The following is a 13,496-nucleotide window of genomic DNA, read 5'->3' as shown; positions in this document are numbered from 1 at the left end:
ACGGTAGTCGCCGCGTCGCGCCGCCGCGATCAGGCATAGCGTACCGCGCGACGACTCGGTACACGGCGGCGTTTGCAAACGCGGCCGGTCAGGGCGTGACGATCGCGAAGTCCGGGTCGGGCGCGTCGAAGAGACCGAGCAGCGTCACGAGCGCCGACGCATCTCCGCCGATTCGCAGCTCGCCGGCGGCGACGAGGTCCGCCGGGCTCGCGACGCCGAGCAGGATCTTGTCCAGCCCCGCGCGCGGGATCTCGATCGTCGCGTCGGGCGCGTCGGCGTGCCGGTCGAGCAGATGGCTCAGGACGCCGTTCTCCAGCCGCGTCACGCACGTCTGCTCGCCGACCGTCCAGTTGATCACGATCCGTTCGTTCCACGCCCGCGGCCCGTCGAGGCGGATCGCGAGCGAGTCGAGCAGCTGATCGAGCGAGAGGTGGACGATGATGTCGGCGGCGACGGTCGTCGTCGGCGTGCCGAGCGTCCCCTCGCGCAGCTCCTTGGCGCCGGTCAGGAAGAAGTTGCGCCAGGTGCCGTTCTCGGCGCCGTAGCCGAGCTGCTCCAGCGCCGCGGCCTGCAGCTCCTTCGCCGCGCGGTTGTCCGGCTCGGCGAAGACGACGTGGTTGACGACCTGGGCGACCCAGCGGAAGTCGCCGGCGTCGAACGACTCGCGCGCCTTCGCGAGCACCGCCTCGGCGCCGCCCATGAAGTCGACGTAGCGCGTGGACGCCTCCGTCGTCGTGTGCTCCCACAGGTGCGCAGGGTTGCCGTCGAACCAGCCCATGTAGCGCTGGTAGACCGCCTTGACGTTATGACTGACGGACCCGTAGTAGCCGCGACAGTGCCACGCCTGGTCGAGGCTCGGCGGCAGCTCGAACCGCTCGGCGATCTCGATCCCCGTCCAGCCCTGGTTGAGCAGGCGCAGCGTCTGGTCGTGCAGGTAGCCGTACAGGTCGCGTTGCTTGGAGAGGTAGTCGACGATCCGCTCGGTCCCCCAGCGCGGCCAGTGGTGGCAGGCGAACAGCACGTCCGCGTCGCGCCCGAACCGCTCGATCGTCTCGTTCAGGTAGTGCGCCCAGATGCGCGGGTCGCGCACCAGCGCGCCGCGCAGCGTGAGGGTGTTGTGGAGCGTGTGGCTCGCGTTCTCCGCGACGAACAGGACCTTGTGGTCGGGGAAGTAGAAGTTCATCTCCGACGGGGCTTCGGTGCCGGGCGTGAGCTGGAAGACGAAGCGGACGCCGTCGACGACCTCCTCCTGCCCGGTCTCGACGACGTGCTGCGTCGGCGGGATCAGCGTCACGGTGCCGGTCGAGGTGGTCGGGCCGAGCCCGGCGGTCAGCTGGCCGGCGGGGCCCGGTTCGAGCAGCGCGCCGAACATGTATCCGGCGCGGCGGCCCATCGCGGTGCCGGCGTAGACGTTCTCGCTGACGGCGTGCTCGAGGAAGCCCGACGGCGCGATCACCGGCACGCGTCCGGCGGCGACCTGCTCGTCGGAGAGGATGCCGCGCGAGCCGCCGAAGTGGTCGATGTGGCTGTGGCTGTAGATCAGGCCGGTGACCGGACGGTCGCCGCGATGCGCTCGGTAGAGCGCGAGCGCGGCGGCCGCCGCCTCGGTCGAGATCAGCGGGTCGGAGACGATCACGCCCGTCTCGCCCTCTATCAGGTGCATGTTGGAGAGATCGAAGCCGCGTACCTGGTAGAAGCCGGGCGCGACCTCGAACAGGCCATGGATGCTCAGCAGCTGCGCCTGACGCCAGAGGCTCGGGTTCGCCGTCGGCGGCGCGTCGCCGTGCGTGAAGGCGTACCGCTCCATGTCCCAGATCGTGCGGCCGTCGGCCGCCTCGATCCGCAGCGGATCGCTCGTCGCGACGAAGCCGCGCCGCGCGTCCTCGAAGTCCTCGCGGTCCCCGAACGGCAGCTCGCGCCGCAGCGCGTCGTTCGCCGCCGCCACCTGCGAGGACGCTGCGCCGATTCCGTCAGCCATCGATTCCTCCGTCGCCCGGGGTCTCCCGCGTGCCTGCGCGCCGCGGCTGCGCCCGCAAACCTAGCCTCGCCGGACCGCCGCCACGCCGGTCCTACCGTGCGGGCCGGCGCGGGCGCAGGAAGAGCGCGCGCGTGAGGCAGGCGAACGAGGCGACCACCGTGACCGTGCGGACGACGTTCCAGATCACCCACGGCGTCTCGAAGTCGTCGCGCACCTTCGCCACGTCGGCGATTCTCGACGGATCGCCGGCGGCGTCGAGCGCGTCGTTGAGCGGGATGTTGAACGCGAACGTGATCGCGAGCGTGGCGACCGCGAGCCCGGCGCCGGCGGCGACCCAGCGGGTGCCGGCGCGCGTGCCGCGGCGGCGCTCGTCGACCAGCGCCCACAACGCCAGCGCCGGGCCGCCGAGGAAGGTCGCGAAGAAGACCGGGTTCTCGATCGCGCGGTTGACGTTCTGCATCGCGTCCACGACCGTCAGGTCGGCCGCGCCGTGCAGGCCCGGCATCACGGAGACCGCGTAGCTGTAGAAGAGGCCGGCCAGCAGCCCCATCGCGACGGTCGCGCCGCCGAGCACGAGGCCGTCGCGCGTCGTGTGCATGACCACCGCCGGCGCGGCTTCCGGGCGGGCGTCGATCGTCGTCTGGCTGCTCATCGCTGCCTCCTGTCGTTCGGGTCGTCGGCGTCGGCGGCGCCGTCCACGCGGCGCAGCGCCTCGAGGAACCCCAGCCAGCCGACGAACGCGTGCTCGGCGCCGCCCGCGCGGCGCAGACGGCCGGTCAACGGCTGCCGGTCGAGGTGCAGCTCCAGCTGCACGACGAGCACGCGGTCGGCGGTGGCGGCGGTGTCCTCGTCCATGTGCAGGACGCTAGATCCGCCCCGCCCCGCGCGCGTCGGGGAGCACCCCGAGATCGGTCCCTGAACGTCAGCCCGGCTCGGTCAGCAGCGCCGCGAGGTCGCCGCGGCCGGCAACGTCGAGCTTGCGGTAGACGTGGCCGAGGTGCGTCTCGACCGTCTTGCGCGTCACGAACAGCTCCTGCGCGATCTCGGGGTTGCTGCGCCCGCCCGCCGCCAGCTCCGCGACGCGCCGCTCGGCGGCGGTCAGCTGCTCGACGCCGTGGCCATGCGGGTCGCTGCTGCGACCGCCGGCCGCACGCAGCTCGGTGCGTCCGCGCTCGGCCAGCTCGCGCGCGCCGAGCCGAGCGGCGAGCGCGACGCCCTGCTCGAGCGCCGTGCGCGCCTGCGCGCGCTGGTTGCCGCGCCGCAGCGCGGCGCCCAGGTCGACGAGCGCACGGGCGTGCTCCAGTCGCGCCGGCGCGCGCTCCAGCGCGGCGACCGCCTCACGCAGCCGCGGCGCCGCCTCGCCGCCGTCGCCGGCCAGCGCGAGCGCCCGCAGCGCGGTCCCGATCCCGCTCGCCGCGCCCCAACGGCGTGCGCGCTCCAGATCCTCCGCGGCGAGCGCGACCGCCTCGTCGCGTTCGCCGAGCGCCGTCAGCGCGAGCGCCGCGCGAGCGCGCCAGCGGGAGGCGAGCGGGTTGGCGCCGCCCCACAGCTCGTCGCGCCGGCCGAACTCGCGCAGCGCGGCGAGCGCCTCCTCTGGGCGCCGCGACGCGAGCAGCAGCGAGGCGCGCGCCTCCAGCAGGAAGTTGCTCGTCAGCCCCGGCGGGATCCCGGCGGCGGGATCGCCGTCGGCCAGCGCGCCGGCTGCGTCCGACGCCCGCCGCGCCTGCTCCAGCTCTCCGCCCTCGACGAGCGCCTGGACGAGCAGCGCGGTGGCGAACGGCAGCCCGAGGCCGATCCCGTGGCCGCGCAGCAGCTCGACGGCGGTGCGCCCGTCGGCCTCGGCGCGGCTGACGTCGCCGCGCCGCAGCGCGACCCAGCCGCGGCGGCCGGTCAGGTAAGCGGTCGCCGGGATCGTCGCGCGCACGTGCGCGTCCGCCAGCGCGCGCTCGAGCTGTTCGGCGACGAGGTCGAGCGCGTCGGTCGCGAGCAGCCCGATCACGACGTCGTAGAACGGGCCGACCATGTCGAGCCCCGGCGCGTCGAGCAGCCCGCCGCGCAGCACGCCCTCCAGCAGCGCCGCCGCCGCGTCCGCCGAGTCGGCCGCGCGCGCCCGCTGGAAGGCGACGCTCGCGAGCACGAGCCGCTCGCGCGCGGTGCCGCCGTCGAGCACGGCGAGCCGTTCGAGTCGTCTGCGGACCGGTGCGGCGGCCGCCGGGCTCGCCTGCAAGGCGTGCGAGGCGAGCTCCGCCTCCAGCAGCAGCGCCAGCTCGCGGTCCTGCGGCTCGATGACCTCGATCGCCGACGTCAGCGCCGCGACCGCGCGATCGGCCTCGCCCGCCACGGTCAGCGCGTTGGCGAGCTGGCGCACGGCGGTCGCGAGCTGCGCCGGCTCGTTCAGCGTCGCGCTCGCGGCGGCCAGGTGCTCGACCGCCGCCGGCGCGCCGACGCGGTGCTCGGCGAGCCCGAGTCCGAGCAGCACCTCGGTCCGCTGCGGCTCCCGCGGCGGCTCCGCCAGCGCGCGCCGCAGCCACGCGCCGGCCGCGGCCGGCGCACCGCGCGCGAGCGCGTCGTCCGCGACGCGCAGCAGCAGCGCGACGCGCGCCGCGTCGCCGGCCGGCTCGGCCGCCGCGACCTGCGCGGCGATCCGTTCGTCGGCGGCGCCGCGCTCGGCCAGCACGGCGGCCGCCCGCGCGTGCGCGACGGCGCGGGCGCTCGCGCCGATGTCGGCGTAGACCGCCTCGCGCACGATCGGGTGCGCGAACTCCAGCCGCGGAGCGGCCTGCAGCAGCCCGAGCGCGACGAGCAGGTCGGCCGCGTTCGCGGCATCCTGCTCGCCCAGCTCCGCGAGCTGCGCCGCCTCGCCGACCGCGGCGCCGTCACCGAGCACCGCCAGCGCGCGCACGAGCGCGGTCGCGGCCGGCGGCTGTTCGGACAGGCGCAGCAGCACCGCCTGGGCGACGACGGACGGCCCGAGCCGTGCGACGCGCGCGGCGCCGTCGCCGCCGGCCGGCAGCCCCGCCTCCGCCGTCTCGCGCAGCAGCGCCTCGACGTAGAAAGGGTTGCCGCCCGTCGCCTCGCGGCAGGCGGCGGCGAACGCCGGCGCGACCGGACCGCCGAGGCGGCGCTCGCACAGCGTCGCGGTCGCTGCCTCGCTCAGCGGCCGCGGGCGGACGGTCGTCGCCTCGGGGGCGGCGGCGAGGCGCGCCAGCTCGACCGTGTCGCCCTCGCCGGGGCGGCTGCCGAGCACGACCGCGAGCGCGAGCCCGTCGAGCCGCGGCGCGAGGTAGGCGAGGAAGCGCAACGAGTCGCTGTCGGCCCAGTGCGCGTCGTCGACCAGCAGCGCGAGCGGCCCTTCCTCGGCGAGGTCGGCGAGCAGCCAGTAGAGCCCGTGCAGCATCGCCGCGTCGCCGCCCACGGCGGAGGCGGTCTCGCCGCCCGCCACCGGCGCGAACAGCGGCGCCGCCTGCCCGGCCGCGCCCGTGAACAGCGCCGCGCGCCGCTCCTCCGCGGCGCGCGCGACGGTCGGTTCGAGCAGCTGCCGCACGCAGCCGTAGGCGAAGTCGCGCTCGAGCACGGTCGCGCGGGCGCGCAGGCAGGTGAAGCCGTCCGCGACGGCGAGCTCGGCGGCGGCGCGCAGCAGGCTCGTCTTGCCGAGGCCCGCGGGCGCCTCCACGATCGTCACGCCGCCGCGTCCCGCCCGCGCCTGCGCGAGCGCCGCGCGCAGCGCCGCCAGCTCGTCACGGCGCTCCAGCAGCGTGTCGGGCGCGTCAGTGTCCACCGCTCAGCCGGCCACCCTTCCCATCTCCGCGATCAGCGCGATCTGGTCCGCGCGCTCACCCTCGCCGGCGCGCTCGCGGTAGACGGCGTCGACGGTCGTGACGACGCGCTCCGGGTTGCACCAGCCGGCGTACGGCGCCAGCTCGATCCGCCGCGCGACCTCGTGCGCCGGCAGCTGGGCGCGCCAGCCGGCGACCGCCTCCGCCTGCACGTGCGCGAGGTAGTCGCGCAGCGCGCGCACGTCGTCCTTGCCGGCGATAGGTCCGTGGCCCGGCACGATCGCGTCGACGTCGAGCGCGAGCAGCCGCTCGCACGCCGCGATCCAGCCGCCGACCGATCCGTCCCACGTGACCGGGTGGACGCCGGCGAACAGCACGTCGCCGGCAAACACGACCCGCTGTGCGGGCACGTGCACGACCGCGTCGCCGCCCGTGTGCGCCGGCCCCAGCTCGATCAGCTGGACCTCCAGGTCGCCGACGGTCAGGGCCAGCTCGCCGCCGAACGTGCGCGACGGCGGCACGAGCCGCACGTCGGAGAAGTCGAACGCGCCGAACGCGTCGCTGACGTAGTCGCCGGCGACGCCCATCCGCGGCGCCTGCGCGAGCAGCTCCTGCAGCGCCGCCGGCGTCGCGCCCGCGAGCATCTCCTCGGCGGCGCGCGCGGTCGCGACGATCTGCGCGTCGCCGACGAGCTGGTTGCCGAACGTGTGGTCGGGGTCGCCGTGCGTGTTGACGAGCACGTCGATCGCCGCGGCGGCGGGCACGGCGCGACGCATCGCGTCGAGCATCTCGCGCGTCAGGCGCAGGTCGAACAGCGTGTCGACGAGCAGCGTCGCGTCGCCGTCGGCGATCAGCCCCGCGTTGCTCCACCCCCACGACCCGTTCGGCTGGAGATAGGCGTACGTCGATGCGCCGACGTCGTGCAGGCCCTTGGCGTAGGTGCGCTCAGCCATCGCGGGCGCAGTGTACGTGAGCGCTCAGCCCGCACCCGGCGCCTGGGCCGGGTGCGGGCTCCGTGGCGGCTCAGGCGCGCGCGGTCGCCGGCACGGGCACGGCGCCGGGCTCGGCGGCCGCGGCCGCGGCGGCCGCGGCGGCCGGCGCAGCGGCGGCAGCGGCGGCGGGCGCGGCCTTGCGCGGCGTCAGCAGCGCCAGCACGGCGCCGACGGCGAGCACGACGGCGGCGATCGGCAGCGCGGGGACGAGCCCGTCGACGAACGCCTGCGCGCTCGCGTAGCCGCCGTTGGCGGCGAACACCGAGGCGAGCACCGCGACGCCGAGCACCGCGCCCAGCTCGCGGATCGCGTTCGTCGCGCCCGACGCCTTGCCCTCCTCGCTCGGGCGCACCGACGCGAGCACCGCTTCCGGAGCGGTCGGGAAGACGAGCGCCATCCCGACGCCGGTGATCGCGAACGGGCCGATCAGCTCGGCGTACGGCGTATCGACGCCGACGACGGTCGCCATCCACGCCATCCCGACGGCCTGCAGCGCGAGGCCGACGGCCATCACGGGCCGCGTCCCGAAGCGGGTCGCGAGCACGCCCGCGAGCGGCGCGACGAGCATCGGCATCGCCGTCCACGGCAGCGTCCGCGCGCCGGCCTCGAACGGCCCGACGCCCTGCGCCATCTGGAAGTACTGGCTCATCAGGAAGATCGCGCCGAAGGCGCCGAAGAACATCGCGAACGAGAGCCCGTTGGCGGCGCTGAACGCGCGCGAGCGGAACAGCCGCAGCGGCAGCATCGGCGACGGCGCACGGCGCTCCCAGGCGACGAACGCGACGAGCAGCGCCGCGCCCGCGAGCAGCGGCGCGAGCACCTGCGGGCTCGTCCAGCCGTGCGACTCTCCGCGCACGAGCCCGAGCGTCAGCGCCAGCAGGCCGCTGCTGACGAGCGCGAGGCCGCGCAGGTCCAGCTCGCGGTCCGGGCCGTGCGACTCCGTGAGCTTGGCGCTCGCGAGCGGGATCAGCGCGAGGCCGATCGGGACGTTCGCCCAGAAGATCCAGTGCCACGAGATCCCCTCGACGACGGCGCCGCCGACGAACGGGCCGATCGCGACGCCGAGGCCGCTGATGCCGCCCCAGATGCCGAGCGCCGCGGCGCGCTTCTCGGCCGGGAACGCCTCGCTGACGAGCGTCAGCGTGAGCGGCGTGAGGATCGCCGCGCCGAGTCCCTGGAGGGCTCGTGCAGCGATCAGCGCCCCGACGCTCGGCGCGAGCGCGGCGCCGGCGCTGGCGACGGTGAAGAGGCCGACGCCGACGATGAACATCCGCTTGCGCCCGAAGCGGTCCCCGAGCGCGGCGCCGGTGACGAGCAGCACGGCGAACGCCAGCGTGTAGGCGTTGACAGTCCATTCGAGCGCCTCGAGCGAGCCGCCGAGGTCCATCCGGATCGAGTGCAGCGCGACGCCGACGACGAGGCTGTCGAGCGCTGTCATGAACAGCGCGGCGCCGGTGATTCCAAGGGTCCAACGTGCTCGCGACGCTGCTGTGCGCGTCATCGTGCATCAACTCCTCTGCGTGTTTCGGAGGGCAGGTCGTCCGACGCCGACGACCGTATGCCCGCCCTCCTCAGTGCGCGTCGGGGAGGTCCCCGATCTCCCTCACCGATGTTCGCCCCGCAGCGAAATCCCGTGAAGCCGCGCTGAAACTGCCGCCGCCTAGCGTGCTGTGCACCTCGTTCCCAGCTTTCGAAGGAGCACGCGATGGCAGCCGCCGTCCAAGCCACAGGCCTCGTCAAGATCTTCAGCGACTTCCGCGCCGTCGACGGCATCGACCTCGAAGTCCGCCAAGGCGAGATCTTCGGCGTCCTCGGACCCAACGGAGCCGGCAAGACGACGATGCTGAAGATGCTCGCGACCCTGCTCTCGATCGACGCGGGGCGGGCCGAGATCTTCGGCGTCGACGTCGCTCGCGAACCGCATCGGATCCGTCAGCTGCTCGGCGTGACCGGGCAGTACGCATCGGTCGACGAGAACCTGACCGCGACGGAGAACCTGTGGCTGTTCGGCCGTCTGCAAGGCCTGCGCTCGGCCGACGCGCGCTCGACCGCCGCCCGCCTGCTCGGCCAGTTCGGGCTGGAGGACGCCGCCGGCAAGACGATCTCGCAGTTCTCCGGCGGCATGCGGCGGCGCCTCGACCTCGCCGCCAGCCTGATCACCCGTCCGCCGCTGATCTTCCTCGACGAGCCGACCACCGGTCTCGACCCCCGCACGCGCGGGCAGATGTGGGACACGATCCGCGGCCTCGTCGCCGACGGCTGCACCGTCCTGCTGACGACGCAGTACCTCGACGAGGCCGACCAGCTGGCCGACCGCGTCGCCGTCATCGACAGGGGCCGCAAGGTCGCCGAGGGCACGCCCGACGAGCTGAAGACCTCCGTCGGCGAGTCGACGCTCCAGCTCGAGCTCGCAGGCGACGCCGATCAGGCGCTGGCGACCTACGTCGTCCGCCGCGTGCTCGGCGAAGAGCCCGTCCTGACGCCCGAGTCCGGCCGGATGAACGTCGCCCTCGACGTCGCCGACCGCGCCGCCGACGTCCTGATCGGCCTGCGCACGGCCGGTGTCGGGATCACCTCGGTCAGCGTCGCCAAGCCGACGCTCGACGAGGTCTTCCTGGCGCTCACCGGCCACGACACCGGCCAGGACCACGACGAGCCGAGCACAACCGACGACGAGCCCGCAATGGAGGTCGCCCGATGAGCACCGTCACCCTCGACCCGCGGCCGGCCTCCCCGGCGGCACCGCCTGCCGTCGATCCCGCCGCCGCTGTTGCTCGCGCACGCGCGCGCAACAGCTTCCGCGAGACCGTCAGCCAGACGCTCTCGATGGCCTGGCGGGCGCTGAAGAAGATGCGCCGCAACCCGGAGCAGTTCTTCGACGTCACGATCCAGCCGCTGCTGTTCACCGCGATGTTCGCCTACGTCTTCGGCGGCGCGATCTCGGGCGACGTCAAGGCCTACCTGCCGCTGATGATCCCGGGCATCGTCGCGCAGACGGTCCTCACGACCTGCATGGCCACCGGCGTCCAGTTGCGTGAGGACATGGACAAGGGGGTGTTCGACCGCTTCAAGTCGCTGCCGATCGCCCGCATCGCCCCGCTCGCCGGGCCGATGGTCGCCGATCTGATCCGGTACCTGATCGCCGCGACGCTGACGTTCGCGATGGGCATCCTCCTCGGCTACCGCCCCGACGGCGGCGTCCTCGGCGTCCTCGGCGCGATCGTGCTGGCGATCTTCACCGGCTGGGCGATCGCGTGGATCTTCACCTGGATCGGCACGCTCGCCCGCAGCGCGCAGAGCGTCCAAGGGATGTCGATGATGATCCTGTTCCCGCTGACGTTCCTCTCCAACGCGTTCGTGCCCGTCGACACGCTGCCCGGCTGGTTGCAGACGTTCGTGAACGTCAACCCGGTCTCGCACCTCGTCTCGGCCACCCGCGACCTCGCCAACCACGCCACGATCAGCAGCGAAGTCGGCTGGACGCTCCTCGCCGGCCTGGTGGTGATCGCGATCTTCGCGCCGCTGTCGGTCCGCAGCTACAAGCGGCACCTGTAACTCAGCCGCCGAGCTGCTCGACCAGGCCCCGTGCCGCGTCGAGCAGCTCGGGCGCGCGGCGGTCGCCGAGCTCCGCGCGGACCTCCGCGAGCCGGCCCGGAGCCCGCTCCTCCACGCTGGGCGCGATCCGCTCCCACGCCATCGTCGGGATCGTGCGGTTGTAGGCGAACCGCTCCGCCAGCGCCAGCAGCCGCGCCGCGTCGTCGACCCGCGTCGCATCGCGCAGCAGCCCCCAGCTGCCGAGCGCGAACAGCAGCATGCCGGCGACCGGGTAGTCGAGGTGCGGATCGGCGGGGTTCAGGATCCGCACCGTCCCGCTGCGACACGCTTCGAACAGGGCTCGTCCCGCCGCTTCCTCCGCGGGCGCGGACGCGTACTGCGCGTGCGCGGTCAGCGCCGTCGCCGTCCCGAACAGCGCCCACGGCTCCAGGCCGGTCGGGTCCACGCCTGGAAACCGCAGCCCGCGCATCCGCTCGGCCGCGCGACGGTAGGCCAGCAGGCCGCCGGCGCGATCGCCGCGGGCCAACTGCAGCTCGGCACCCCCGACCTGGACCACGCTCATGCCGCTGAACGTCGTCTCGGGGTCCTCGATCCGGTCGATCCGCTCGATCTCGGCCTTCGCCTCGTCGAACTGCTGCTCGGCGAGAGCGCACAGCACCAGCAGCGACCGCAGCTGGATCTCGTCGTCCTTGGCACCGAGCCGCACCAGCACCGGCAGCGCGGCCTGGGCATGCACCTTCCCGGCGTCGCGGTCGCCCAGCTGCATCGTCAGCGCCGCCAGCTGCGTTCGCAGGATCGCGGTCGACCACGGGCCGTCCTCCTCACGCGCGCGTGTGACCGCGTGCGTGGCCGCCTCGACCGCCCCGGTCGGGTCGCCGCCGTTCTCGCGGGCATGGCTGAGCCACTGCAGCGCAGTCAGCGCGACGTAGCGGTCGGGGTCCTCGCTATGCGCCTCGAGCCGGTGGAGAAACGCCGGCGCGTCGGCTGGGTCGTAGTCGAGCATGACCCGCGTCGTCGCCGCCAGCCGCCGGTCGCTCTCGCCGGGGCCGAGCCGGCGCAGCAGCTCGCGGAGCGGGCCGGTGTGCGTCTCGACCGAGATCATCGCGTTGCTGAGCGTGATCGACATCGCCGCCCGCGTCGCGTCCTCCAGCCGCGGCGGCGGGGACCAGTCGCGCACGACGTCGGCGATCGGCTCGGTCAGGACCATCACGCGGCCGTGGTCGCCGCGGATCGCCCAGAACGCGCCGAGCGAGGCGACGAGCCGGACGACCGTCTCGACGTCGCGGCCGGCGAGCGCGTCGCGCAGCTCGTCGGCGAGGTTGCTCTCCTCCGCGGCGATCGCGTCGATCGCGTCGAACTGGCCGGTACTGAAGAGCCGCTCGCCGTGGCGCCGGCCATATGCGGTCGCCCACCGGCGCAGCGCTGCGCGCGCCTCCGCCTCCTCGCCAGCCTGCGCCAGCCGCAGCCGCCCGAACTCGCGGACCGTCTCCAGCATCCGGCAGCGGACGCCCGCCGGCGACTCGCTGACGCTCAGCAGCGACTGGTCGACCAGGTTCTGGACGGCGTCGAGCGCACCGTCGCCGAGGACGGCGTCCGCCGCCTCGAGCGTGAAGCCGTCGTGGAACAGGGCGAGTCGTCGCAGCGCCCGCCGCTCCTGCTCGCCGAGCAGGTTCCACGACCAGTCGATCACCGCCAGCAGCGTCTGGTGGCGGTCCGGCGCGCTGCGGTCGCCGCCCCGCAGCAGCGCGAAGCGATCGCTCAGCCGGCGGTCGATCTCCTCGACGCCCATCACGCGGACCTTCGCCGCCGCCAGCTCGATCGCGAGCGGCAGTCCGTCGAGCCGGACCACGACGTTCTCGACCACGACGTCGTCCAGCTGCACACCCGGCCGGGCGGCGACCGCGCGCTGGCGGAACAGCTCGACCGCGTCGGCCGGCAGCAGCACGTCGAGCGGGTAGACGCGCTCGGCGGCGATCGCCAGCGGCGCGCGGGTCGTCGTCAGCACGCGCAGGTCGGGGGCGGCGGAGACGAGGAACGCGACCAGCTCGGCGACCGCCGCGATCAGGTGCTCGCAGTTGTCGAGGACGAGCAGGCCCGGGCCCTGCCCGAGCCGCTGGGCGATCCGGGCGCGGACGTCGGCACGCTGCTCGGGCGTCAGCGTCCGGCGGCTGCTGACGGAGTCACGCACGCCGAGCACCGAGCCGACCTCGCTCACCAGGTCCTCGGGCGCGGTGACGCCGACCAGCTCGACGACGTGCACCACCGGCTGACTCGCGTCGCGCGCGAGCACGTGCGCGAGCCGCGTCTTGCCGAGGCCGCCCGGTCCGACGATCGAGACCACCCGCGCGCTGGACAGCAGCGCCCGCAGCCGTTCGACGTCGCCGTCGCGGCCGAGCAGCGCGGTCGCGTCGTGACGGACGCCGCGACGGACCGGCCGGTCGAGCGCCAGCAGGTCGCGGTGGACGCGCTGGAGCGCTTCGCCGGGGTTGGTCCCGAGCCGGTCGAGGAGGTCGCGGCGGTGGCGCTCGAAGCGGTCGAGCGCCGCGCCGGGGCCGCGCACGACCGCCTCGCTGCGCAGCAGGTCGGCCAGCAGCGACTCGTCGTCGCCGACCGCGGCGAGCGCTTCTTCGAGTGCGGGCAGCGCGTCGGCGTGGGCGCCGGTCCGGCTGGAGGCCTGCGCCAGCAGCTGCCGCGCCGCCGCCAAGTCGCCGGCCGCGCCGCGCCGGAGCTCGGCCAGCGGCCCCGGCTCGTGCGGACCGACCGAGGCGAGCGCCGCGCCGAGCGCCAGCGCCTCGCGCGCCAGCTCGGCCGCGGCGACAGGATCGCCGTCGAGCGCCGCGCGCGCCGCGGCGACCGCGCCGGCCAGCCGCGAGCTGTCGACCGCGGCCGGCGGCAGCCCCAGCCGATAGCCCTCGCCGTCGCGCACGATCGCGTCGGCGCCGCAGGCCGTGCGCGTCCGCGAGACGACGACCTGCAGTCCCTTGGTCGCGTTCGCCAGCGGCTCCTCCCCCCAGATCAGATCGACCAGCCGCTCGGACCGCACCGTCCGGCCGGGGGCGGCGGCGAGTGCGGCGAGCAGCGCCTTGGACCGGTCGCCGACGACCGCCGTCCCGTTCCAGCGCACGCCGTCGAGGAGAGTCAGGCTGACGGGCACGCCGGTCAGTCTAGAACCGCGGTCCGGCACACGGGACCGCC

9 protein-coding genes are annotated in these 13,496 nt (G+C 74.7%); 2 read left to right on the top strand and 7 right to left on the bottom strand.

The window, feature by feature from the left end; all coding sequences use genetic code 11:
- Positions 1-88 precede the first annotated feature (88 nt).
- The 6 genes from CWOE_RS05645 to CWOE_RS05620 all read right to left on the bottom strand — a co-directional run bounded on the left by CWOE_RS05645 (position 89) and on the right by CWOE_RS05620 (position 8,247).
- Positions 89-1,978, bottom strand: a complete 1,890-nt coding sequence (locus tag CWOE_RS05645) for an alkyl/aryl-sulfatase (protein WP_012932612.1) — start codon at positions 1,976-1,978, stop codon at positions 89-91.
- 91 nt (positions 1,979-2,069) lie between these two features.
- Positions 2,070-2,630, bottom strand: a complete 561-nt coding sequence (locus CWOE_RS05640) for an anthrone oxygenase family protein (RefSeq protein WP_012932611.1) — start codon at positions 2,628-2,630, stop codon at positions 2,070-2,072.
- On the bottom strand, positions 2,627-2,833 hold the full coding sequence (locus CWOE_RS05635; RefSeq protein ID WP_012932610.1) for a hypothetical protein: 207 nt from the start codon (positions 2,831-2,833) through the stop codon (positions 2,627-2,629). The genes CWOE_RS05640 and CWOE_RS05635 overlap by 4 nt, the downstream gene beginning before the upstream one ends.
- A gap of 67 nt (positions 2,834-2,900) precedes the next feature.
- Entirely contained in the window at positions 2,901-5,756 is a 2,856-nt protein-coding gene (locus CWOE_RS05630; RefSeq protein ID WP_012932609.1) for a helix-turn-helix transcriptional regulator, read from the bottom strand.
- Positions 5,757-5,759: 3 nt separating this feature from the next.
- The gene (locus tag CWOE_RS05625; RefSeq protein WP_012932608.1) at positions 5,760-6,707 is read right to left on the bottom strand and encodes an MBL fold metallo-hydrolase; all 948 of its coding nucleotides are present in this window, start codon (positions 6,705-6,707) and stop codon (positions 5,760-5,762) included.
- A gap of 70 nt (positions 6,708-6,777) precedes the next feature.
- The gene (locus CWOE_RS05620; protein WP_012932607.1) at positions 6,778-8,247 is read right to left on the bottom strand and encodes an MFS transporter; all 1,470 of its coding nucleotides are present in this window, start codon (positions 8,245-8,247) and stop codon (positions 6,778-6,780) included.
- Between the two features lie 204 nt (positions 8,248-8,451).
- Here CWOE_RS05620 and CWOE_RS05615 point away from each other — a divergent pair, with 204 nt between their 5' ends.
- Both CWOE_RS05615 and CWOE_RS05610 read left to right on the top strand, forming a co-directional pair.
- Positions 8,452-9,447, top strand: coding sequence for a daunorubicin resistance protein DrrA family ABC transporter ATP-binding protein (locus CWOE_RS05615; protein ID WP_012932606.1), 996 nt, complete (start codon positions 8,452-8,454; stop codon positions 9,445-9,447).
- A complete protein-coding gene (locus CWOE_RS05610; RefSeq protein ID WP_012932605.1) occupies positions 9,444-10,301 on the top strand; it encodes an ABC transporter permease in 858 nt (285 codons plus the stop codon). Before CWOE_RS05615 ends, CWOE_RS05610 begins: the two co-directional genes overlap by 4 nt.
- Before the next feature lies 1 nt (position 10,302).
- On the opposite strand, the gene CWOE_RS05605 is transcribed toward CWOE_RS05610, so the two are convergent.
- Entirely contained in the window at positions 10,303-13,455 is a 3,153-nt protein-coding gene (locus CWOE_RS05605; protein WP_041731654.1) for an AfsR/SARP family transcriptional regulator, read from the bottom strand.
- Positions 13,456-13,496 lie beyond the last annotated feature (41 nt).

It is taken from the genome of Conexibacter woesei DSM 14684, assembly GCF_000025265.1.
Lineage (GTDB): Bacteria > Actinomycetota > Thermoleophilia > Solirubrobacterales > Solirubrobacteraceae > Conexibacter > Conexibacter woesei.
Note: the sequence above shows the minus strand (reverse complement) of the source record. Positions and strands in the feature narration are given on the sequence as shown.

Coding starts and splice junctions, on each gene's coding strand:
- CWOE_RS05645 (WP_012932612.1), bottom strand. CDS start 1,978: ATGGCTGACGGAATCGGCGCAGCGTCCTCGCAGGTGGCGGCGGCGAAC.
- CWOE_RS05640 (WP_012932611.1), bottom strand. CDS start 2,630: ATGAGCAGCCAGACGACGATCGACGCCCGCCCGGAAGCCGCGCCGGCG.
- CWOE_RS05635 (WP_012932610.1), bottom strand. CDS start 2,833: ATGGACGAGGACACCGCCGCCACCGCCGACCGCGTGCTCGTCGTGCAG.
- CWOE_RS05625 (WP_012932608.1), bottom strand. CDS start 6,707: ATGGCTGAGCGCACCTACGCCAAGGGCCTGCACGACGTCGGCGCATCG.
- CWOE_RS05620 (WP_012932607.1), bottom strand. CDS start 8,247: ATGACGCGCACAGCAGCGTCGCGAGCACGTTGGACCCTTGGAATCACC.
- CWOE_RS05615 (WP_012932606.1), top strand. CDS start 8,452: ATGGCAGCCGCCGTCCAAGCCACAGGCCTCGTCAAGATCTTCAGCGAC.
- CWOE_RS05610 (WP_012932605.1), top strand. CDS start 9,444: ATGAGCACCGTCACCCTCGACCCGCGGCCGGCCTCCCCGGCGGCACCG.